21 protein-coding genes are annotated in these 23,127 nt (G+C 46.5%); 11 read left to right on the forward strand and 10 right to left on the reverse strand.

Annotation, left to right across the window (positions count from 1 at the left end; translation table 11 throughout):
* Nucleotides 1–89: 89 nt before the first annotated feature.
* The 6 genes from nirD to AC2VDX_RS20965 form a co-directional block, all read right to left on the reverse strand.
* A complete protein-coding gene (gene nirD, locus AC2VDX_RS20940) occupies nucleotides 90–449 on the reverse strand; it encodes a nitrite reductase small subunit NirD (protein ID WP_378184525.1) in 360 nt (119 codons plus the stop codon).
* A gap of 66 nt (nucleotides 450–515) precedes the next feature.
* Nucleotides 516–941: a hypothetical protein gene (locus AC2VDX_RS20945; RefSeq protein WP_378184526.1), complete on the reverse strand. Its 426-nt coding sequence runs from the start codon at nucleotides 939–941 to the stop codon at nucleotides 516–518.
* A 45-nt stretch (nucleotides 942–986) separates the two neighbouring features.
* Nucleotides 987–3,530, reverse strand: a complete 2,544-nt coding sequence (nirB, locus tag AC2VDX_RS20950; protein WP_378184527.1) for a nitrite reductase large subunit NirB — start codon at nucleotides 3,528–3,530, stop codon at nucleotides 987–989.
* 425 nt (nucleotides 3,531–3,955) lie between these two features.
* Nucleotides 3,956–4,855: a heterocyst differentiation master regulator HetR gene (hetR, locus tag AC2VDX_RS20955; protein ID WP_378184671.1), complete on the reverse strand. Its 900-nt coding sequence runs from the start codon at nucleotides 4,853–4,855 to the stop codon at nucleotides 3,956–3,958.
* Nucleotides 4,856–5,217: 362 nt separating this feature from the next.
* A complete protein-coding gene (locus AC2VDX_RS20960) occupies nucleotides 5,218–5,370 on the reverse strand; it encodes a hypothetical protein (RefSeq protein ID WP_378184528.1) in 153 nt (50 codons plus the stop codon).
* A gap of 189 nt (nucleotides 5,371–5,559) precedes the next feature.
* A complete protein-coding gene (locus AC2VDX_RS20965; RefSeq protein WP_378184529.1) occupies nucleotides 5,560–7,437 on the reverse strand; it encodes an FAD-dependent oxidoreductase in 1,878 nt (625 codons plus the stop codon).
* 126 nt (nucleotides 7,438–7,563) lie between these two features.
* Here AC2VDX_RS20965 and AC2VDX_RS20970 point away from each other — a divergent pair, with 126 nt between their 5' ends.
* From AC2VDX_RS20970 to AC2VDX_RS20985, 4 genes are all read left to right on the forward strand, one after another.
* Nucleotides 7,564–8,016 carry a helix-turn-helix domain-containing protein gene (locus tag AC2VDX_RS20970; protein ID WP_378184530.1) on the forward strand — a complete coding sequence of 151 codons (453 nt, stop codon included), beginning with the start codon at nucleotides 7,564–7,566 and terminating at the stop codon, nucleotides 8,014–8,016.
* A 12-nt stretch (nucleotides 8,017–8,028) separates the two neighbouring features.
* A complete protein-coding gene (locus AC2VDX_RS20975) occupies nucleotides 8,029–8,889 on the forward strand; it encodes a PIN domain-containing protein (RefSeq protein ID WP_378184531.1) in 861 nt (286 codons plus the stop codon).
* Between the two features lie 177 nt (nucleotides 8,890–9,066).
* Complete coding sequence (locus tag AC2VDX_RS20980; RefSeq protein WP_378184532.1) at nucleotides 9,067–10,125, forward strand: zinc-dependent dehydrogenase; 1,059 nt, start codon at nucleotides 9,067–9,069, stop codon at nucleotides 10,123–10,125.
* Between the two features lie 127 nt (nucleotides 10,126–10,252).
* Entirely contained in the window at nucleotides 10,253–10,621 is a 369-nt protein-coding gene (locus AC2VDX_RS20985; RefSeq protein ID WP_378184533.1) for a Na-translocating system protein MpsC family protein, read from the forward strand.
* A gap of 151 nt (nucleotides 10,622–10,772) precedes the next feature.
* Here the strand turns inward: AC2VDX_RS20985 and AC2VDX_RS20990 are convergent, their stop codons facing one another.
* Nucleotides 10,773–11,237, reverse strand: coding sequence for a response regulator (locus AC2VDX_RS20990; protein WP_378184534.1), 465 nt, complete (start codon nucleotides 11,235–11,237; stop codon nucleotides 10,773–10,775).
* A gap of 683 nt (nucleotides 11,238–11,920) precedes the next feature.
* On the opposite strand from AC2VDX_RS20990, the gene AC2VDX_RS20995 reads away from it, so the two are divergent.
* Nucleotides 11,921–12,346, forward strand: coding sequence for a Na-translocating system protein MpsC family protein (locus tag AC2VDX_RS20995; RefSeq protein ID WP_378184535.1), 426 nt, complete (start codon nucleotides 11,921–11,923; stop codon nucleotides 12,344–12,346).
* On the opposite strand, the gene AC2VDX_RS21000 is transcribed toward AC2VDX_RS20995, so the two are convergent.
* Entirely contained in the window at nucleotides 12,276–12,761 is a 486-nt protein-coding gene (locus tag AC2VDX_RS21000; protein WP_378184536.1) for a response regulator, read from the reverse strand. The two genes, AC2VDX_RS20995 and AC2VDX_RS21000, sit on opposite strands and share 71 nt — an antisense overlap.
* A 563-nt stretch (nucleotides 12,762–13,324) precedes the next feature.
* On the opposite strand from AC2VDX_RS21000, the gene AC2VDX_RS21005 reads away from it, so the two are divergent.
* The 5 genes from AC2VDX_RS21005 to AC2VDX_RS21025 all read left to right on the forward strand — a co-directional run bounded on the left by AC2VDX_RS21005 (nucleotide 13,325) and on the right by AC2VDX_RS21025 (nucleotide 18,299).
* Complete coding sequence (locus AC2VDX_RS21005; protein ID WP_378184537.1) at nucleotides 13,325–14,692, forward strand: NAD-dependent succinate-semialdehyde dehydrogenase; 1,368 nt, start codon at nucleotides 13,325–13,327, stop codon at nucleotides 14,690–14,692.
* 18 nt (nucleotides 14,693–14,710) lie between these two features.
* On the forward strand, nucleotides 14,711–14,860 hold the full coding sequence (locus AC2VDX_RS21010; RefSeq protein WP_378184538.1) for a hypothetical protein: 150 nt from the start codon (nucleotides 14,711–14,713) through the stop codon (nucleotides 14,858–14,860).
* Nucleotides 14,857–16,500, forward strand: coding sequence for an acetolactate synthase large subunit (locus AC2VDX_RS21015; RefSeq protein WP_378184540.1), 1,644 nt, complete (start codon nucleotides 14,857–14,859; stop codon nucleotides 16,498–16,500). The genes AC2VDX_RS21010 and AC2VDX_RS21015 overlap by 4 nt, the downstream gene beginning before the upstream one ends.
* 94 nt (nucleotides 16,501–16,594) lie before the next feature.
* Nucleotides 16,595–17,374, forward strand: coding sequence for an exodeoxyribonuclease III (xth, locus tag AC2VDX_RS21020; RefSeq protein WP_378184541.1), 780 nt, complete (start codon nucleotides 16,595–16,597; stop codon nucleotides 17,372–17,374).
* Nucleotides 17,375–17,423: 49 nt separating this feature from the next.
* The gene (locus AC2VDX_RS21025) at nucleotides 17,424–18,299 is read left to right on the forward strand and encodes an SDR family oxidoreductase (protein ID WP_378184542.1); all 876 of its coding nucleotides are present in this window, start codon (nucleotides 17,424–17,426) and stop codon (nucleotides 18,297–18,299) included.
* Between the two features lie 52 nt (nucleotides 18,300–18,351).
* Here the strand turns inward: AC2VDX_RS21025 and AC2VDX_RS21030 are convergent, their stop codons facing one another.
* Complete coding sequence (locus tag AC2VDX_RS21030) at nucleotides 18,352–18,936, reverse strand: hypothetical protein (protein ID WP_378184544.1); 585 nt, start codon at nucleotides 18,934–18,936, stop codon at nucleotides 18,352–18,354.
* 466 nt (nucleotides 18,937–19,402) lie between these two features.
* The gene (locus AC2VDX_RS21035) at nucleotides 19,403–21,403 is read right to left on the reverse strand and encodes a pre-peptidase C-terminal domain-containing protein (RefSeq protein WP_378184545.1); all 2,001 of its coding nucleotides are present in this window, start codon (nucleotides 21,401–21,403) and stop codon (nucleotides 19,403–19,405) included.
* Nucleotides 21,404–21,496: 93 nt separating this feature from the next.
* Here AC2VDX_RS21035 and AC2VDX_RS21040 point away from each other — a divergent pair, with 93 nt between their 5' ends.
* Entirely contained in the window at nucleotides 21,497–22,996 is a 1,500-nt protein-coding gene (locus AC2VDX_RS21040; RefSeq protein WP_378184546.1) for a beta-barrel domain-containing protein, read from the forward strand.
* Nucleotides 22,997–23,127: the final 131 nt, after the last annotated feature.

Here is a 23,127-nt window from a genome sequence, read left to right on the forward strand (position 1 = left end):
TTTTCATTAGTTGTATATATAGTATCGCTATTAAAGAACCCGATTTCTCTCTTGAAACCGGGTTCTTTAATGATTTATAGCAGCAGTTACTAGCTAACGGCTACCTGCACTTTATCTTCAACGATTCTAACGGGAAAAGTAGGAATGCTTACGGTTTCGTCATCTAAGCATTGTCCGGTGAGCAAGTTAAAATTTTGCTTGTAGATGGGTGAAGCAACTTTGGGGATGCCATTGCGATCGCCTACAATTCCCCGCGACAAGACAAACGCTTTACTAAAGGGATCGTAATTGCCTAGAGCAAATACATCAGTTTCTTGTCCGACACGGAAAATCGCCACTTGTTGATTTTCAACTAAAGCACAGACTCCTGTGTTGGGCGCGATCGCTGACAGCGGACAAATATCAACCCATGTAGCAATTGTCTGACGAATCGGTAATGCTTGAACCATTTTCTTTTCCTATTGATTAAGGGTTTGACTGTAGCAAAAGCTAGAAAAAATTCAACACATTGCAGTTCAAACTAACTCAATAACTCGATATTTTGTTATTTGAACCGTACTGTATACTTCGCTTGATGTATGTTCCAAATACAGCACGGCTGCAATGTTCTTTCTGCCTGATTCCTGCTGCTTCCGCCTAATTTCTTCCGGGTCTACGGAATGTTTCTTGACACGAAACATTCCCATATACTTCCACCTAGCTCGATGTAGTTTGAGGAACACTGGAATAGCGCCTCCTTGTTGGCAGAGCATCTCAGCTTTCTGTTTCACTTTTGGTGAATCTTCTACCAGAACTTCATCAGGAGCTTTTGAGTCTAGGGTAGGCTTAAAACATCCACACACAATCTTTCCAGCACGCTGAGGAAGATAAGTTTGAAGTTCTCCACCCAATGCAGAATGAATTTGATAGCGCGTGTATGTTTTTCCTACTTCAAATAACATCAGTTTTTTTTGAACTGTAGGTAATGCACCAGAGCAGCAGTCAGCTTATTCTGAAATACTAACCAAAACCTTCTCGTGGTCATAAGCTGGACGTTTTTGCCCCCGTTCCTCTACATGAACTAAACTGGGATCGGACTGGTCGGAATTGACAAAGTGACGGAATCGCTTCACTTTTTCTGGATCTTCAATTGTGGCTTTCCACTCACACTGATAGGTGTTGACAAGGTGCTGCATTTCTGATTCTAATTCAGCACCAATACCCAAGGAATCTTCAATAACTACCTGCTTCAGGTACTCGATTCCCCCTTCCAGTTTATTGAACCAAGTTGCCGTGCGTTCTAGTCGATTCGCGGTGCGAATATAGAACATCAAGAACCGATCCAAATATTTAATCAGCGTTTCCTTGTCAATATCTGCTGCTAACAAAACTGCGTGTTGTGGCTTCATCCCACCATTGCCACACACATACAAATTCCAGCCATTTTCAGTGGCGATAATGCCAAAATCCTTGCTTTGAGCTTCGGCACACTCGCGGGTACAACCCGATACTGCTGATTTTAATTTGTGGGGCGATCGCAAGCCTCGATATCGCAGTTCGATCTCAATGGCAAAACTGGTAGAATCCTGCACTCCAAAGCGGCACCAGGTGCTACCCACACAAGATTTGACTGTGCGGAGTGCCTTACCATAAGCGTGTCCCGATTCAAATCCAGCATCTATCAGTCGCTGCCAAATTTGAGGTAATTGATCTACCCGCGCACCTAATAAATCGATCCGCTGTCCGCCAGTAATTTTGGTGTAAAGTCCAAAATCTTTGGCAACTTCTCCCAACACAATCAGCTGATCTGGCGTTAGTTCACCACCGGGAACTCTGGGGATTACTGAATAAGTTCCATCCTTCTGAATGTTTGCCAAGTAATAATCATTAGTATCCTGCAACCCGACGTGAGGCATTTCCAAAATATACTCGTTCCAAGTAGAAGCGAGAATAGAGGCGACAGCAGGCTTACAAATTTCACAACCCTTACCTTTCCCGTATTTTTGAATTAAATCTTCAAAAGTCAGGATTTTTTGAGAACGCACCAAGTGATAAAGTTCCTGACGGGAATAGGCGAAGTGTTCGCAGAGATGATTTTTTACTTCTATCCCCGCTTTCTTCATTTCAGACTTGAGGATATCTGTCACCAGTGGCACGCAACCGCCGCAACCTGTCCCGGCTTGAGTGCATTTCTTGACACTGGCAATCTCAGTGAGTTTTCCTTCTTGGATAGCGCTACAAATTTGCTCTTTGCTGACATTATTGCAAGAGCAAATTTGGGCAGTATCGGGTAAACTCTCCACACCCATGCCTACTGTAGTAGACTTGCCTTCGCGGGGTGGCATCAGCAAATCTTCTGGATGAGGCGGGAGCGCGATCGCATTCTGCACAAATTGCAGCAGCGTACCGTAAGCTGAAGCATCTCCTACTAAAATTCCGCCTAAAAGATGGCTACCATCTTCATTTAAAACCAGTTTTTTGTAAACACCCTGGATGGTATCAGTAATGGCAATTTCTTTAGCGCCGGGAGATTTGGCAAAGGCATCCCCGAAACTGGCAACATCCACTCCCAACAGTTTGAGTTTGGTGGACATATCCGCGCCGATAAAGCTGCTCGTCGCCGTTTTGCTCAGGATATCTGCCGCTACGCTTGCCATTGTATAGCCAGGAGCGACTAAGCCGTAGATACGATTTTGATAGAGGGCGCATTCTCCAATGGCATAAATATTTGGATCGGAAGTTTGGCAAGAATCGTTGATAATAATACCGCCGCGATCGCCTACTGCTAATCCACATCCTCTAGCGATTTCATCGCGAGGGCGAATTCCCGCAGAAAAGACAATCATATCTGTTTCTAACTCCTCACCATCAGCAAAGGTCATTTTGGCAACCTTGCCATCAATGCTGACAATTTCTGTTGTAGATTTATTGGTATGAATTGAAACCCCAATTTCTTCTATCTTGTTGCGAAGGATATTGCCACCGACATCATCAATTTGTAGCGGCATTAATCTGGGGGCAAACTCAACAACATGGGTTTTTAAGCCCATATTTTTGAGAGCATTCGCACATTCCAAACCTAATAAACCACCCCCAACGACGACACCAGTTTGGCAATTTTTAGCGTAGGCAGACATTGCCTCAAGGTCATCTATTGTCCGGTAGACAAAATTACCTTTAGCATCATTTCCTTTAATCGGCGGCACAAAAGGATAGGAACCTGTTGCTAGAACAATTTTGTCATAGGTAATGGTTATACCATTCGCTGATGTAACTGTTTTTTCTTCCCGATTAATCGCAACTGCCTTATCACCGATATGAATCTCAATTCCATTTTCTTGGTACAAACCCGGTTGAACTAATGATAAATCTGCCGCAGTTTTGCCTGAAAAGAAGCCACTCAAATTAACCCGATCGTAAGCAACACGAGGCTCTTCGCAAAAGGCGATCAAGTTCCATTCCTGTGCCGCTCCTTTGGCGATCATCAGTTCTAAAAACTTGTGCCCTACCATACCGTTGCCGATAACAATAAGATTCTTTTTGCCTGTCATGCAGTTTGATAACGCCTATTTTTACAATCTTCTTAATTATTCCTATAAAATATTTCCAAGTCAGTTTGTAAAAATTGTTACAGTAACCTGTTTGGCTATGCAGCGTGCGAATGATCCCGATTGTGTTTTTGCATGAGGAGTTAAAACTTTATACAAATGTGGGTCAACCGAGCAGCGATACTCATTTCAAATTGTTTGTACTACGCATTCAGCATAAAACTATAGGGGCAATGCATACATTGCCCCTACACCAAGAAACTTAAATTTGATTTGTAAGAAGTACACCCAAGAAATTCGATCTAGCAGCAAAGCGGCTGGAGCAATTACCTCTTCCCCGATTTAAGGCAAAAATTTCATCAATGTAGCCTCTAACTGAAGCAGGGTGGGCATTGCCCACCCTGCTTAACGAAAATGTGACTAAAGTTTTATTCTTCTTTTGGGCCAAAAATCATTTGTAGAAGCATCGGCTGACCGTCGGCGCGGTGATATTTATCTGCCCAATCCCGGATGACCAGATCCAGTTCTTGCATGGCTGCCTCAATTTGATCCGGTGGAATATCTAGTTCCTCTAGTATCCGCATCACATTCAGCTGTCGGTCTGCCCAATCTTTCATGAGTCGGAAGTACCGGGCGGTATCCTCAATCATGATATAGGTGCGTTCTTCGTCCTCGGCGGGTGAGTAGGAAGCGCGGGTGAGGGCGTAGAAGGGCAATCCCCAAGGAGAATCAATTCGCGTTACCGTGCCGGAATAGATTAAGCGCCGCTTGATATGTTCGGCAAACGCTTCGCTCAAAGGGATGCGGCGTTCTTCTGGCAAGTCTTCCTGAGACCGGCTGTGGAGAAATTCAATTAATTCCAGAAACTGAAAGGCGTTGATTAGCTGGGCATCCGGCAGATTATTTGGCAGTTTTTCCTCAAGGTATCGCTTTTCGTCAGCGGTAAGGCTGGTGCTATAGATGCGCGATCGCCCCGGTTGCCACGGAAACTGCTCCATCCAAACATAGGGAAACTGAATTAAATACCGAGGTTCTTGGGAACCCAGCATCTTCAGCAGTTTTCCTTCAGTCAGAGCTTGCCGAACTTCCTCTACGATGACTTTGACTCGCTTCGGCTCAATGTGGTGCAGGTGCCCCGTCATCCGGATATTTTGACCCTGCTCCAAATAAGTCATGTAAATCGCACACTTTGCCGCTGTGGCAGCAGCATCCAGAAAGGCTCCGTGTCGGTGCCCGCCGGTTCTCATCGCACTGAAGGCCAGATAAAACATGATCTGATCCATCGCACCGGGGCTGAGGCTTTTGATCAGATCCAGGTCGTTGCTCATATCAGGGGTGATCGCATCGCAAGGGTACAAAACTCTGGTTCCTTGGTGAAAATGGTGAAAACCTTATGGTTCCACATTCGCAGTGAGTTCAATTCACTCGCTGAAACTATTGAACTCCAGGCACCCCGATAGCATAAATGTAAATAATCTCTAATTATAGAAAAGGACGGCATAATATATAGCTTTTGTCAGGGAATAAATTTCCCGCGACAGGCAAACTTGGAAAAATAGTGCCTCAAGGACACCGACACAAACCCGCTAGGAATTGGTTTGCTGCCTTGAGATAAACTTTCATCGCCCTCAGTCGCCAGGTGAAAAGCCGATCTATGACTTGTTCAGATTTGGCTAAATAGAGGATAATTTTAGACGGGAGCGATATATTTGGGCGCAAACGCATCTCGGCGTCCGGTTCCTTTATCCGGAGACGGTTCATTCGTAGGTTTCATCAATACGGCTAGATCGGAAGATGTGGATGGCAGTAGCTTGGCGGAGGCGGAGGCAGACTCGATCTCCAAAAAATTACCTGAAGAGATTGATAGTAAGCTCAACAACATGATAGAGGTGTAAGGGCGCATAGCAGATGTCCGTGTCAGGGTTATAGTCCCTGATACGGTGTTCTTGATCGTCAACCAGGAAAAATTTCGATCGGAGCTTAGTCGGTTCCGATCGAATTCTGCTTTGCCTTAGGGTTAGAGGTACGATGCTTAAGGCTCAAAAACGGGTGCTGTAGCTGCGGCGGCGATAATCTTTTCCACAACCAACCATTTGCCCGATTGATTGAGATAGCCCCACACACAGAGCATCTGCCGATCGAGGCAGGTTTGGAGTTCCCGGTTTACTTCTGGGCGCAAGGCGATCGCTATCCAGGTTTGCTCTCCCCCAGCAGCTGTCTCCTCTAAAGTGAAGGTGTAATCTTGCTCGGCATGGCGATGGAAGATGCCACGAAAGAGTGCTGATTCCCCATCTCTCTGTTTCGTAAACGGTGGGGGATCGTCCATGTATTTTGAATCCTGAGGCGTCTGGGGTTCGAGGTAAGGGCAGTTGCCATCGCAGGGATAGGTGTCAGGGTGATCTAAGTAATCCCGTTGCCTGTGCAGCCAGTCGGCGCGATCGCGCGGTAAATTGAACAGAGGGATAATCGCTGCTGGCGATCGCTCATCTTCCAACAATGCTGCTTGCAGCACTCGGACGGGTAAATCTCTGGGTTGACAACTTCGCTGCACGCAAAGCGCCGCCGCCATCCCCGCTGCCTGACCAATATTCATGACGATGGGCTGTAACCGGGTGGCACCGTTGGCAATATGGGAGACGGAGATATTTTTTTCGCAAACCAGCAGTCCATCCACTGACTCTGGAATTAGGCAAGTGTAGGGAAGGGTGAAAGGAGTGCCAGTCCAGCGTCCACCCCAGCGAATTGATTTTGGTTTAAGAATAAAATTGTAGTTGGGGTAATGGTGGTCGTTGGGGTAGTTGCCAAGCGCGATCGCATTCACCTCCCCAGCAGCATCCACAGGCATTGGTGCGACCCTTCCTCCCGCCACTGGCAAGATATCCTGCTCTCGCACGGTAGCGAGTCCTACAAGGCGTCTGCTTTCCCGATAGTAAGGGTGCAGCGCATAAGCACCCCCACCTAGAGAGTTTTGAGTTTTGGATTCGGGAGTCAGGAGTGAGGGGAAGATTTGAGTCGCTAAGCCGTAACGCCGCCCCAGCTTAGTTTGAATAAAGCGGACAAAGCTTTGAGTGTGCCACAGACTCTCTTGAAGAAATTGATGCCGCGCCGCCTCCGACTCTACCAGACGCCCCACTCCTTCACCATAGTCATTGCCGCACAGAGGCCAGTTGATCATCAACAGATTCCCCGGTAAACGTCCATAATTGAGAAACTGCTCCCAACCGTGGTCCCAGGTACCTTGGAAGGATGGAGGAAGGATAAAAGATGAAGGAGTAAGTTGAATTTCAGACGCGATCGCTTCCTCACCGAAATCTTGCATAATCGCCACCCAAGTAGGAGCCTGCACTGGGTATCGCTGAGTCAATTCATTGGGAAAAAGAGGGGCGCTGGGTTCGCCAAACTCCGATTGCAATTCCCATCCCCAGCGGTACGGCACAGATGCCAGAGGCAGCAAGTCTCCTAGTTCTGTGCCATCTAGGGCGATTTTGGATTGAACGGTGAAATCGGCAAATCGAACGCCAATGATGCGATCGCCTTTTCGCAAAACCTCTAAGGGCAGTCGCCCCGCAATCCAGTGTAGATTTGGCAATTCTCGTACCCAATCTGCAAATACCTGGGCACCAATACGCGGATCGTAACTAAACAAACTCACCCAACTATTGTTTAAACCCCCCATCTGCCGAGAACGCAATTCCCCCAGAAACTCACCCCAAAGCCCCGTCTGAAAGGCAGCAAGTTCATTGCCATCCGGGGCAGAAACCCCCGCTGAGGTTAGCATCCCCCCCAGCCAAGTAAATTCACTCACCAGCATTGTCTTGGCACCGCGACGGGCAGCTTGTATAGCGGCTGCGGTTCCTCCCGTCCCACCTCCCACAACCAAGACATCAGCTGTAAATGTTTGATTTACCATTTGTAAATTTTTCTACACGCGAAAAGATAATTTATTTATTAAATTTTTCGGATATTTCGTTTATGTAGTATGTATTATAGTATTGCGAGGGGACAAGCTATATCATCATTATCCGGGAGAAGCACCATGTTAAAGCACATTGTGCCTGTGGATTCAGTCATGAATTCCCAACAAGAGGTGAACTACATTAAGCAACTAGAGCGCATACTAAACCTTGAAAAGTCCCAAGCAAAACTGGTAGCAGGCAACGGAGAAGAATTTTACATTCCGGAATCAGTTCATCAAGTTCTGCGTGAAGTCGTCCATGCAATGTCATTGGGTCAGGCTATATCCATAGTCCCCCACGAGCGCGAATTAACAACACAAGAAGCAGCTGATATTCTCAACGTCTCACGCCCCCATCTAATCAAGTTATTAGAGCAGGCGGAAATTCCTTACATTACAGTGGGAACGCATCGACGTATTCGCTCTGAAGATTTGATGAAATACAAAGAGCAGCGGGACAATAAGCGCGGTCAGCTTTTGGATAAGCTTATCGAGATGACCGAGGAAGCTGGCTTATACGAGGACGACGAATAATTCAAGCATTAAATGGCTAAGCTTAGCGTTCTCTTAGATGCCTGCGTGGTGTTCCCTATGTACCTGCGTGACACTCTGCTTTCTATTGCAGAAGCTGGTCTGTATATACCATATTGGTCGCAGAAAATTCTTGATGAGGCAACTCACAAGCTTGTGACTAAAGGCATAAAAACGGTAGAGCAAGCACGAGATTTTGAGGCAATAATCAAGGAAGCCTTTCCTGAAGCAATGGTTGAAGTCCCTGTCTGGCTAGTGGACACAATGACAAATGACCCTAAAGACCGTCATGTCCTTGCTGCTGGTGTAACGGCTAAGGTTGATGTAATTGTTACCAATAATCTAAGGGACTTTAAAGCACAAGATTTACCACTTGGGTTGAAAGCAAAATCACCAGATGACTTTCTGAGCGATCTATTCGACGACTACCCAGATGAAATGGTTCAAATAGTTCGGCAACAGTCTAATAAGTACAAAAAACGAAAATTGACTTTTGCGGAACTACTTGATTTTTTGGGAGAAAAAGCGGAAGTAAAGAAATTCGCCAGCAAGGTTTTATTCTATGAGTACAGCCGGGATGTTGTGCAAATTGCCAAAAAAGTCTTGGCGAGTAAGTTTGCAAGGAGAGCGGCAGAGGGTGGTCGGTGCTTAGAAGGCGATAGGTATCGACTCTGGCAGCAAGGAGGAATTTTAACGATTACCGCCAAAGACCACCGAGGCGAAATTCTGCGGGTTCAAGATGGGCAGATTCAGGGCAATTTGACATCTGAGGATATCAAAATTTTCCAAATGTTTGACCAAAGTTTGGAGCAAAATCTAGCAACTCCTACTGGTCAGCAATCTGAGTTAGATGGTTCACCGTTGGAGGCAGAATAAACTGCTGGACTGTTACAGCATCTCGTGGAGTGCGCTTTGTGGTATCCCTACATGAGATGCCAAATGCCTACTTGCGTACTAAACAGGCACCTAACAACAGACAAAAATCTGAAACTTGATAGCTAAATGCTCACTGCTAATGTTACATATAGTAACGTTGAGCAGTGAGAAATCAGCATGAAAGCACAAGTATTCAGAGGCGTCAATCAGCTCAGTTACGAAGAAGTGCCGACGCCGGAAATTGCACCCGATGAAGTACTGGTACAAGTAAAGGTTGTGGGATTGTGTCAGTCTGACATCAAGAAAATTCGCTATCCTCTCTACCAGCCACCGCGCATCTTTGGTCATGAAACTGCTGGGGTGATTACTTCTATCGGAAGTGAAGTGACTGGCTGGCAAATTGGGCAGCGAGTTGTGGTCATGCACCATATTCCTTGTATGCGCTGCGATTATTGCCTTAACGACAACTTCTCGATGTGCGATGTTTACAAAAACATCACTACCACGGCTGGATTTACTCCCAGCGGCGGCGGTTTTGCAGATTATGTGAAAGTGCCCGGTCACATTGTCCGCAGCGGCGGATTGATTCCGATTCCCGATAATGTGAGTTTTGAGCAAGCGAGTTTTGTGGAGCCGACTAACTGCTGTCTAAAAGCAGTTAAAAAAGCCCAGGTTGCTCCCGGTCAAACGGTTTTGATTACGGGTGCTGGTCCAATTGGGCTAATGTTTATCATGCTAGTGAAGTATTTCGGTGCTAGAGCGATCGCAACTGACTTGATTCCTTCTCGGATAGAGAAAGCTTTGAGTGTGGGGGCAGAAGCTGCATTCGATCCCCGCGACCCTGATTTATCAACTAAAATTAAAGCTCTTACCAGCGGCTTGGGAGTGGATACGACTTTGCTTGCAGTTCCCAGTGACAAAGCTTTTTTCCAAGCGCTCGATTGTACTCGCCGGGGCGGTAAAATTTTGTTTTTTGCTGAGTTTCCCGATGAAGTGGAAATCCCGATTAATCCAAATATTCTCTATCGACGAGAAATTGATTTAATGGGTAGCTATAGTTCTTCTTACCGAATACAAAATCTGGCAGCAGATATTGTATTCAACCAGCGAATTGATGTGGAAACATTAATTAGCGATCGCTATCCCTTGCAACATTTAGCCGCTGCGGTGGAACAAGCGATCGCTCCCACCCCCGAAACTTACAAAATTCTCATCTATCCCCAAACAGCCGAGTGATTTTAGTAACAGTCTGTCTTCATTTAACTCTCTTTTAGGGAGTCTTTTTTTAAATATTTTGACATGGCAACCGGATAGATTTATCATCTATCTGATGATATAATTTTTTTTTAAAAATCTTTAAACTATGAACACCTCCTCTCCTACGCGCGGGCAACTAGAAAGAACTCTATCGCAACGCATCCAAGCTTTATACCGGGATCAACTGGGGCATCAACCAAGTCAAATTACCTGTCAAATTTTTGATGAAAAAATCGCCATTATTCTAGAAAATGCCATCACGCCACCAGAGCAACTTTTAGCAAATAGCGGTCAAGAAGAGTTGGCTGAGCAAGTAAGAACAGATTTAGAAAAAGCGCTTGAGCCACAACTGAGAGCGCTAATTGAGGAAGTGGTTGGCGTATCTGTGATTGACCTGCTCAGCGATGCCAAACTAGAAACAGGTCGTACTGGTAAGATTGCTGTCTTAGCAAACGCACCTAAAGTTCGCAATTAATCCCCCATTCTCGGCTAGACATCTAACACAGCATATATTTATATTTATGGTTTGCACTCAGCAGCTTTTTGTCGGTTTTTAGGGTGTATCTGACCCTTGTGCGATCGCGGCATCCCGTCTCTATAACAAGTGACAAACAACAATTGATGACTCAATCTGTAAATCTAGAATTATCAATTTTAAATTGATTGAGATAGCGGTCGATGAGGGCTTCCAACTCATCAATGAGATAAGGCTTGCTAATGTAGTCATTGCAGCCTGCAAACAGAAGACCTTCCCTGTCTTCTGCTCTTGCCAAAGCCGTCACAGCAACGATGGGGATCGTCATCGTTTGAGGGTTCTGTTTGAGGCAACGCACAACTTCTACGCCGTGGATGTCAGGCAGGAGGATATCCAACAATATCAGCTTTGGCTGGTAATGTTGCGCCATAAATAAAGCTGCCCGACCCTCCTTAGTCGTGATGAATGAGCAGTCAAGAGCGAGTAGCACTTCGCTCATAAGCAGCAAGTTGTCTTCATTGTCTTCTACAACCAAAATGAGAGGCGATTCGACATCTGCCTCAGAGGCAGGGTTTGAGAAAGAGTGCAAATTTAGGCTTTGTTCGGGGGAACTCATCAAAATACGAAGCTATCCTCTCCAGAAATGGACAACCGAAGGGTTGCCCAAGTTATACCCATTCACTTAATTGACGCTACACTGGTGATTCCCTCGTTGCCCGTTGTTTTAAGGGGGTTAGGGGATCGGCTGCGGGCAAAGTGAAACGGTATTACGAGGCATTCCCCAAGCGGCATTTTTTGGCACTTGGAATCGATTGGCTCGTAGTTGCCCCACTAGGTTGATATTCCTAAGTTCACCTTTGCAAGAGAACAAAACAAGCTAGTGGTGGTATTGCTTGTCCCCTGATTTTATATAAAGTTAGTTAAAAAATTGCACAATTTAAACATTAACATTCATTGTGCCTTTTAGCACTAGATATCTTTACACTCATGTGATACAAGACACTGAAACACCAAATGTTTGTATACGTTTGGTGTTTCAGTGTAAGTTGCAAAGAGTCATAAATAAATCGAAAACTGCTTCGGATAGTTGAGAGGCTCGAACGCTATTCCCCTAAGCAGACTTGGCATCCACCCTACTATAGGATTTAGCTCCTAAAGACTAACCTTGTCAAGATACTAACTATTAAAATTTTAGGATGTTGGGGATATCTATCTTTGGGAGATGTCCGGGAAATTGTTCGCGCTGTTACAGTCAAATTAAAAAGGTGAGAAAATTTACCTTTCCTGAGAGCGATCGCTATGCAGGACACAATCCAACCCACTCGTGGTGAATTAGAAGGAACCCTATCACAGGAAATTCGGTCTTTTTACCACACTCAGCTAGGGCACCAGCCCAGTCAAGTGACTTGCCAATTTATGGGGGACAAAATTGCGATTATTATCGAAAATTCCATTACTCAACCCGAACAACTTCTGGCACAGAGGGGTCAGCAAAAGCTGGCTGAGCAAGTTCGATCGAATATAAACCACGCCCTACAACTGCAACTGAAACAGCTGATTGAGGAAGTGGTGAAAGTCCCTGTCATCGATCTGATGATCGACTCCACGCTGAAAACCAGTCGTACCAGTACCGTTGCGGTTTTAGCCGCAACCCCTAATACGCGCAATCCATCCTCAATTTCGCCGCAACCAGAGACGGATTCCACCTCAGGTTGCGCCGGATAACAGCTTCTATATCTTCCAGCAAGTAAGGCTTGCTAATGTAATCATTGCAGCCTGCTGTGAGGATACGCTCTCTGTCTTCGGGTCTGGCGAGTGCGGTGACGGCGATAACTGGAATTGTACTCGTCTGGGGATTTTGCCTGAGTTGACGGACAACGTGAAGACCATCTAAGTCAGGTAACATAATATCCAGCAAAATTAGATTTGGCTGTTCAGTTTGTGCCTTCTCAAAAGCAGTATGACCGTCAACCGCAGTGATGATTAAGCAATTTAGCGGCTCTAAAACGTAAGCGAGCAACAGTAAGTTGTCTTCATCATCATCGACTGCCAAAATCACGGGAGAATCAGCAATAAAGCACTGGTTACTGCTGCTCAAAAAATCATCACTGCAACGGTGGGAAAGTTCCAAATCATCCATCCTCTATTTCCAGCTAATTCCTAGACTGGCAGTCACCCTCACCAGAAGAGTAGACGAGGCACTCCTTAAGCGGCTGCAAAGCGCTTGCAATGGACTGGCTCGCGTGTAACCTACTAAGTTGGAGAGCCGATGCTCGATCTGGAGGAAAAGACGAGCCAAGTTAGTAGGAGCCTTTATATCCTTGACATTGTTATTGTACACATTGTTATTGTACATAAAATTTACAAAAGCCTAAAAATTTTGTTAAGAAAATACAATTGTAAGTACGCTTAGCACTTACTAAACTTAGACCGGGGGGCAACCTAGAATAGAAATCTTCGGGAGTAGCAAGATAGCAGACTGGTAGTGGTACTACACCATCCGGAGTTAGCCCGCCATTAACCGAGCCATAAAGAGGCGCTGGATTGCGTCTGGAAACTAACTTTAAGACAGGTGCGATCGCTCAAGCAGATGCGGCTAGTGGTTCGCGTTTGAGACAAGCGCGGGTTGATGAATGGGGTTAATCAGCCGAGTTCACGATTTGAGGGCTACCCCGATCTAATTAGGCATTGGAGGTTGAAGCAATGGGTATAGCCACGATTAACCCAACAACTGGGGAAACGCTTCAAACGTTTGAGGCACTGACAGATACAGAGATTGAAACGAAGCTAGCGCTAGCGCAATCAAGTTTTAAACAGTATCGACAGACGCCAATCCAAAAAAGGGCAGAATGGCTCAATGCCGCTGCTGAGATTTTAGAGAGCGATCGCCAACGCTTGGGCAAAATCATCACCCTAGAAATGGGGAAAACTTTAATTTCAGCGATCGCAGAAGTGGAAAAATGCGCCGCCGTCTGTCGCTTCTACGCCGAACGCGCCGCCGAATTCCTCGCGGATGTGCCAGCACAAACAGATGCCAGTCAAAGCTTTGTGCGCTACCAGCCTTTAGGTGTCATCTTGGCAGTCATGCCTTGGAATTTCCCCTTCTGGCAAGTGTTTCGGTTTGCTGCACCGGCGCTGATGGCGGGAAATGTCGGTTTACTCAAGCACGCCTCCAACGTGCCTCAGTGTGCTTTGGCACTGGAGGAGATTTTCCACAAAGCGGGATTCCCAGAGGGTGTCTTTCAAAGCTTACTGGTGGGGGCAGATAAAGTAGCGGCAATTTTAGCAGACGATCGAGTGAAAGCGGCAACCTTGACGGGAAGCGAACCCGCCGGGATGAGCTTCGCCGCCGCCGCCGGGAAACAAATTAAGAAAACCGTTCTGGAATTGGGGGGAAGCGACCCGTATATTGTCCTAGAAAGTGCCGATTTGGATGCAGCCATTGCGACAGCGGTGAGTGCCAGAATGCTGAATAACGGTCAATCATGCATTGCTGCGAAACGGTTCATTGTCGTGGATGCGATCGCAGACCCATTTGAAAAACGTCTGATCGAGAAATTTGAGGCACTCAAAATCGGCGATCCGATGCATCCGGAAACCGACTTAGGACCACTGGCAACCCCATCTCTTCTCAAAGATTTGGATTGGCAAGTTCAAGAAAGCGTCAAACTGGGAGCAAAAGTTCTCACGGGTGGACAGCCATTATCTGACCGGACTGGTAACTTTTATCTGCCCACAATTTTGACAGATATCCCAGCGGGTAGTCCAGCAGAAGCGGAGGAATTTTTTGGTCCCGTGGCGCTGCTATTCCGGGTGCCAGATATCAACGCCGCGATCGCGCTTGCCAATGCCACGCCCTTTGGACTAGGTGCTAGTGCTTGGACTCAAGTAGATCAAGAACGCGATCGCTTGATTGACGAACTCGAAGCCGGTGCCGTGTTTATTAACGGCATGGTTAAATCCGATCCGCGACTCCCCTTTGGCGGCATCAAGCGTTCCGGATATGGACGCGAGTTAAGCAAAGAGGGAATTCACGAGTTTGTCAACATCAAAACCGTGTGGGTGAAATAAGCGGCGGTGCATTCAAAGATGAATGAAGTTCCATACCACTTGCGGGATGGGGATGAACTCAGTACGGGCGTACAGCTAGCTGTGCTACCGTACAGGGCATCAGCCCCCTACACCAAAAACGAACCACTACAGATGCCAAGAGCATACAGAGGGGAAGAGGAAAAATGAATACCGCTGAACTATTAGTTAAATGTCTAGAAAATGAAGGAGTCGAATACATTTTTGGGCTTCCTGGCGAAGAAAATCTAGACATATTGGAAGCCCTAAAAACCTCTTCAATTAAATTTATTACCACCCGCCACGAACAAGGTGCTGCCTTCATGGCGGATCTCTACGGACGCCTTACCGGAAAAGCTGGAGTATGCCTCTCCACGCTGGGGCCAGGTGCCACCAACTTGATGACCGGCGTTGCCGATGCTAACCTTGATGGTGCGCCGCTGGTGGCAATTACCGGACAGGTAGGTACAGACCGGATGCACATCGAATCCCACCAATACCTAGATTTGGTGGCGATGTTTGAGCCAGTCACCAAATGGAATACTCAGATTGTTCGTCCCAGCAACACACCGGAAATTGTCCGCAAAGCGTTTAAAATTGCTCAGAGCGAAAAACCAGGGGCAGTTCACATCGATTTGCCGGAAAACATTGCCGAAATGACAGCCGCTGGCAAGCCCCTGCACAAGAATGATGGGGAAAAAACTTTTGCTGCCTTCCACAGCCTTGAACAGGCAGCTAAAGCCATTTCCCAAGCGCAAAATCCCCTGATCATGGTGGGAAATGGGGCGATTCGTGCAGACGCTAGCGTTGCAGTAACTGAATTTGCCACGAAGCTAAATATTCCAGTGGCGAATACGTTCATGGGCAAAGGAGTCATTCCCTACACCCATCCCCTCGCCTTGTGGTCGGTAGGATTGCAACAGCGAGACCACATCAGCTGTGCTTTTGACCAAACGGATCTGGTGATTGCAATTGGTTATGACTTGATTGAATATTCCCCCAAAAAGTGGAATCCCCTCGGTGAGATTCCGATTATCCACATTGGGGATACGTCAGCAGAAATTGATAGCAGCTATATTCCCGTAGTAGAAGTTGTGGGGGATATTTCTGACTCGCTACGGGAAATCTTAGACCGAGCTGACCGGCAAGGCAAACCCGATCCTTATGCCTTGCAATTACGGGCAGATATCCGGGCGGATTATGAAGAGTATGCCAATGATGATGGGTTTCCGATTAAGCCGCAGAAAATAATTTATGACTTGCGGCAAGTTATGGGGCCAGAAGATATTGTGATTTCAGATGTGGGGGCGCACAAAATGTGGATCGCGCGTCACTATCACTGCGATCGCCCAAATACCTGCATCATCTCTAATGGCTTTGCGGCAATGGGTATCGCTATTCCAGGTGCCTTAGCCGCCAAGTTAGTTTATCCCCAAAGAAAAGTCATCGCCGTGACTGGCGATGGCGGCTTTATGATGAATTGTCAGGAATTAGAAACTGCGCTTCGCGTCGGCACTGCCTTTGTCACCTTAATCTTTAATGATGGGGGCTATGGCTTGATTGAGTGGAAGCAACACAATCACTTTGGCGAATCTGCGTTTGTCCATTTTAGCAATCCCGATTTTGTCAAATTTGCAGAAAGCATGGGACTTAAAGGCTACCGGGTTGAATCCGCCGTGGATCTGATTCCGACCTTGAAAACTGCCCTGGAACAGGAAGTTCCCTCGGTGATTGATTGTGCAGTAGATTACCGCGAAAACTTCCGCCTCACGCAAAAGGCTGGCGATTTGAGTTGCAAGATTTGGCAATAGTCATGAGTCATGAGTGATTAGTCATTAGTCATCAGTCGGTTGTCAATGACCGATGACTAATGAACAATGACCAATGACCAATCATGAATAACCCATGAAGATTGCTACTTGGAACGTCAATTCGATTCGCACTCGCTTAGAGCAGGTGGTGCAGTGGTTGCAGGATAATCCTGTAGATGTCCTGTGTCTGCAAGAAACTAAAGTGGTAGATAAGGATTTTCCGCGATCGCCCTTTGAGGCACTAGGGCTTCACCTCTACATTTCTGGTCAAAAATCTTATAACGGTGTTGCCATTTTCAGCCGTTCGCCCCTTGAGGATGTCAGCACCGGATTTACCCCAATTTTGGGTAGAGAGGATTTTGACGAACAGAAGCGGGTAATTACTGGCATTATCGAGGGTGTCCGCATCATTAATCTCTACGTGCCCAATGGCTCAGCCGTCGGTAGCGAGAAATACGCATACAAACTGCTTTGGCTTAAAGCCCTGCGCGAGTATCTGCAAGCACTGCTAGAAAAACAGCCCAGTTCCCTCTGTGTCTGCGGCGATTTCAATATTGCTCCCGAAGACCGAGATATTCACGATCCACTAAGTTATAAAGGTCGGATTATGGCATCCGATCTAGAGCGTCAAGCCTTGAGCAGCGTTTTAGAGTTGGGTTTGGCAGATGCCTTTAGAAAATTCACAATAGAAACAGGACACTTCAGCTGGTGGGACTATCGAACCGGAGCGTTTCGACGCAACTGGGGTTGGCGGATTGACCATCACTACTTGACGCCAGACCTTTACGAACGTTCATCCAGCTGCACCATCGATCGCTCCCCTAGAAAATTGCCCAAACCCAGCGACCATACCCCCGTGATTGTAGAATTTTAGATTTTCCAGCATCAATCCAACACCCAAAATTGATTAGGAACTTAAGATCATGTTTTTAGTAACTGGAGCCACAGGAGGACTCGGACGCCGAATTGTGCGGCTGATGCGGGAGAGGGAAATGCTGGTGCGAGCATTTGTCCGCCTGACATCCCGTTACAGCGAGCTGGAACACCGAGGAGCGGAAATCTTTATTGGTGATTTGCAGCGCGATAAAGATATCGAAAAAGCTTGCCAAGGCGTTCAGTACATTATCAGCGCTCACGGGGGTGAGGGCGATGCCCAAGCGTTAGGCTACCGAGCCAATATTGAACTGATTGACCGGGCAAAAGAAGTTGGCGTCCAGCACTTTGTTTTCATTTCGGTACTGGGAGCAGATCGCGGGTACGAAGACGCACCATCCTTTAAGGCGAAGCGGGAAGTAGAAAAGTATCTGCAAGCCAGCGGACTCAATTACACTATCCTGCGCCCTTCAGGTTTTGCCTCCAACCTTTTACCCCTAGCAGAACGGTTTCGAGATACTGGGATTTATCTGCTCATCGGCGATCCCAAAAGTCGGACTTCGATTGTGAGTACCGATGACTTAGCGAGGATTGCCGTAGACTCCGTAAATGTTGAAGGTGCCCGGAATCAAATTTTACCTGTGGGAGGTCCAGATATCCTCCAGCGCCAAGATATTCCTCGTATTTTCAGTCGCATCTTCAACCAGGAACCGATCGTGATTAACCCACCGCTATTGGTGTTTGATGGGGTACGCGGGGCGCTGGGATTGTTGAATCCTCAAGCGTCTAAAGCCTTGGGTACTCTCCGCACGTTACTGGACAATGAATTTTTCTGCACATCCCAGGAAGTTGAGCATTTAGAGTCGATTTTTGGGATGAAGATGGAATCCCTAGAAGCTTTTTTGCGCCGTTACCTGGGTACTTGATTTTGTACCGCCAGACGCAGCTGTTACCGTGCTTCAGATTTGTCTGATGATTTTAAGGAATCATAAAGGCAACTGCTTGAGAATCTGACTGAGCAACGGTTTGGGGTTGACCATTTAGCTGATAGTGAATGCGAGCGATCGCTTTCTCACCCCGCCGATAAATTTTCGATTTGCATTTGAGGCGATACTCTAATACTTGGCTTTCTCCTGGTAGCACTACTTTCGCGGGACGTTCCAATTCTTGGGGAGTTGCACTCATGAGAACTTGCTCGGAATTCGCTGGCACAATTTCTATCTGGCTAATTTCAATCAACTGATTTTTTTTAGATGTATTGGTAAAAGCCAGGGAAATATCAGCATAGCTAATTGCTGTCCCCGCTAAAATTTCGTAGGGAAGTAACTTGATTGTCATCGTCATATTCGCTCTTTGAGAATTGATCCCAATTTGCTTTCCCCTGTTTAAGCTTTGTTGAGGGGAAGAGAGTAGGTTGGTTTGAGCGATCGCGAAACCCAACTCAAAAGGATTTTTGGGTTTCGTTACCTCAACCCAATCTACTATGTCTGATTTTGCGATCTCAGGAAGTAACTGGGGATGAGTTCCTAGCGTTATGCAAGTCACGCAGGTTATAAAATCCATAAAAGACTTCCTCCCAGGATTTTGGAACATAGCAAATTTGACTCAAAAGCTCCTCAGAGGTTTCTAACTCTTAAAGGGAATGGCACTTAAGTTTTGCCCTGCGCTCAAGTCTGAACTAAAGCACCCTTCGGGAACGCTAGCGCGAACGGGCTGAAAGTTCAAGTTTGTTAAAATTGACATCTTGCCCCAGTCGCATTACCCGCAAGGGGTTTAAACCCAACGGCTAACAGAATCAAGTCTTATAAGAGAAGACTGAGTAGAGCAGGACTTACGCAACAGCACCACATTTGGGGGCAACCACAGGGGGATTGCCCCTACAAAATGCTATATGTATAAGCTTTGCGTAATTCCTGTAGAGTAAGCATTTCAGTCCATTTCAATGGACTTGAGCTATGAGCCTTGAACTTAAGTTCAAGGCGGAATTTGGGCAAACTTGAGAATGGTGCAATATCTGAGTTAAAACAAACTAAAAGGATTGCTGTATATGCTCGGCTAAGCTCGAAGATGCTAAGTGAGCGCCACAGCCACAGCGTAAAGGAAAAGATGAATTAATCAGCGAAGCATTAGCATTTAATGAGTTTGAAGCAGTATTGAATCCAGGTAGAGTGTAAGATTCAGCTCCCCCATAGTTCACATTCCACCCAATATCTTTTAAAGAAGCAATTGTTAATTGACTCAATAACTCAGAGTTTTTTTCAGCAATAGGTGACATTAATTCATTGTCAAAGACATCTTCATCCCAATGACCAAACAGACTTTTTTCAACGGGAACAGCAGTTTGTAAAAATGTACCTTTTAATTCTCCATAAGCCCAACCTGCATAGGTGTTAGCACTATACGTCGCCTCGGAAAAATTAATTAGATCGCGTCCAAAACCTGACCAAAGCGTTCCAATTCCTAGAACGTGACCAAACTCATGCACCATCGTTTCTTGTAAGAAAGTTGGATTGTTGTTGTATGTATTTGCCAAGCTCGTGTTAATCGTTGAAGCTCCTGATATCGTCATTTGATTACCAGAAGCATCAAGGGCTAAAGTTTTTGGTCCCGCAAAAGCCAGAAATTCATCTTCCCCAAAAGTATCCCCCGTAACATCAATTGTGAGAATTTGGGAATTACTAAAGGTGCTGTAGGGAATAATTTTTTCCCAAACTTTCGCAGCTTCTGTAATGGCATTGAGAGCCTCTGTATTCAAACTACCCAAGCCTTGACCAAAATTGACTTTGATTGAAAAACTGAGAGGATCGCTGGTAGCAGTAGTGAAAGTAGTCGCCACAGAATAGTTAGCGGTTTGGTTGTTGTAGCTCATTACTTGCAAAAAGTAATTGCCAGCACTGAGGAAACGACGTATTGATTCGTTGCCAGTCCCGCGCTCCCATTGCCAACCTAAAACTTCGCTTTGATCGATGACGCCGTTGTTGTTGCTGTCTTGAATTAGTCGGACATCGGCATCACCACTCAATGCAGATAAATTAGCGGTAAAGATACCAGATTGAGCAACATTAAAGCTGTAAAAGTCATCGCGATCGCTTGCGTTAACTTGTTGATTGCGCGAGAAAACTTCTGAAGTTTGAGCTTCAGCAGTTCCCAAAGTATTACCGGGATCTAAAGGGTCTGGAATGCTCGCAATTTTAGTCGTCAGGGTGTAGCCGCCAGTCCCACCCTTTTCAAAAGTTGTAGCTTGCAGAATATAATCAATGCCCTCAGCTACCGTGAAAGTTAGCTGGGAGTTTGTACCGCTGAAATCATTATTTTCTGCAACAACTGCTCCGGTTCCAGCATTCACCACTTGCAGGTAAGCATTAAAGCTAGGCGAATCAAGGTTTACCTGCACCTGCTGACCGGCAACTAAATTGCTTAACACATAGCCATCGTAAAAACTGCCCTCACGAATGGGGTTGCTTGCGTCGCTACTCGCGATCGCGCCGCTGAAGCTTTGGTTTCCACTGATGGGAGACGCTGGTTTTAGGACTCCCAAATTGCTACTGAGGGTATAGTTGCCAGTAGCATCCGGCTCATAAGTCGTGGCTCGAACAATGTAATCAATGCCCTGAGCGGCTGTAAAAGTCAGTTGAGAGTTCAGACCCTCAAAATCATCGTTGAAGGCAACAACCGCTCCCGTGGAGGCATTCACTACTTGCAAGTAGGCGTCAAATTCTGTGGAGTCTAGTTTCACCTCCACCTGCTCTGCGGCGCTAATCCCAGTCAACAGATAGTCATCCCGGAGGCTGCCTCCACGGATGGGGTTTTTCAGGTCGGTGCTGTCAATTGTACCGCCGATCTCACTGACGGTAGAAGCCGCAGCGATCGCGCTACTTTTAAATAGACTTCTTTGCTGTAGCGGATCGCTCAGCCCTCTAAATCCTGACCAGATTCCGGCTATTTTTGAATCGAATTCTAGCGGTGCAGAATTGGGGAAATCTGCACTTAAAAGCTGGCGCTCATTTGAGAATTTAAATCCATTTAACATTAGCTTGTCCCACAATATGAATCATCAAGTACGCCGACAAAGCTGAAGCTCCAAGGCAGATGTGACAACCCTATATTTTAGTACCGAAATTATATGCGATCGCCCCTAACTTCAACACCTGCTCAAGCTCGTCAAACAAGACAGCAACTAGCGAATCCAGAAGATTCCCTCTCCTACGAATTAGGTAAAGCAGTGCAAGAACTGCCACCACTGTACACGCGATTATTGGCAGCAAGCATCAGCTTACTGGTATTTGGAGCGATCGCATGGGCATACGGGAGCCAGGTCGATGAAGTAGCGGTGGCGAATGGCGAACTGATTGCCTCAACCCAAGTGCGACCCGTGCGATCGCTAGGAGGAGGCGTCATCAAAGCCGTAAAAGTCAAAGAAGGCGATCGCGTTAAAAAAGGCGATATCCTCATCGAACGCGACCCCGACCTGCCACAAGCCGAAGTTGACCGTCTCGCCAAATCTACCCAGCTAATTCGGGAAGATTTAGGACGTCTCGAAGCTGAACGCACTGGCTCTACAACGAAGGGAACCTCTTTGCAAGACCAGCTTTTAACCGCGCGTCTACAAGATTTTTCAGCCAAAAGAGCGGCGGCGATCGCCGAAGCAAATCGCCAAATTGCAGTCATCAATGAAGCCAAAGTTCGCCTCACCCGTCTGCAAGAAAACCTCGCCAACGCCAAAATTAACAAAGCCAACGCCGAAACCAACCTCGCCAATAGCAAAAGCCTTCTCAAGGAAGCCAACAACAGCCTCGCCTTAGCTGAAACCAGACAAAAGGCGCTCACCACTCTCCTAATTCCCGGTGCTGTCCCTCGACTCGATTACGTGGACGCACAAGAGAGAGTCGTCAGAGCGCAAGCCGAAGTCACCACAGCACAAGATAATATTACGAATGTTCAAAATAAAGTTACGGAAGTTCACGACAAAATCACCTCCCTAGAAAAAGATATCGCTGCTCAAGCGCAAGCGATTCGCCAAGCTGAACAAGCGTATCAATCGGCTCGCAATCAGGCAGAGCGTTTGAAGTCCGAGCGTCAGAGTGATATTCTCACTGAGTTGAATAAGCGCCAAGAAGAACTGACAACCGTTGCCGGTCAGTTGGAGTCGGCGAAAAAGCAGCGACAAGTAGAAACCATCACCGCTCCGGTTACGGGGACAGTCTACAGTATTAAAGCAACCAAAGGGCCAGTACAGGCGGGAGAGGAGTTGTTATCGATACTTCCCGAATCCGAAGAATTGTTGGTAGAAGTCAAAGTCCTCAACCGCGATATTGGCTTTATCCGTAAGGGAATGAAGGCAAAAGTCAAAATGGCTACTTTCCCGTTTCAGGAATTTGGCACGGTTGAGGGTGAGGTGGTGCAAGTGAGTCCGAATGCGATCGCTGACCAAGACTTAGGCTTAGTTTTCCCTACCCGAATTAAACTTAAAAAACATTCAATTCAGGTGCAAAATCAAGAAGTTACATTTACTCCAGGTATAGCGGCAACTGGAGAAATTATTACCCGCAGGAAATCAGTTCTCACTTTCTTAATTGAACCCGTTACTCGCCGCTTTGGCGAGGCATTTTCGGTGAGGTCTTAGCTCGGCTGTATCCATTTGCACCAACAAAAGGCAGTGATTAATAAAAAGTTGGCATTAAGAGCTAAAAAAATATATCGTCAAGAGAGCAACTCTAGAACTTCTTGCTGCTGTAGTGACGCCGCTTTGCCCGA

Source organism: Coleofasciculus sp. H7-1, assembly GCF_057473865.1.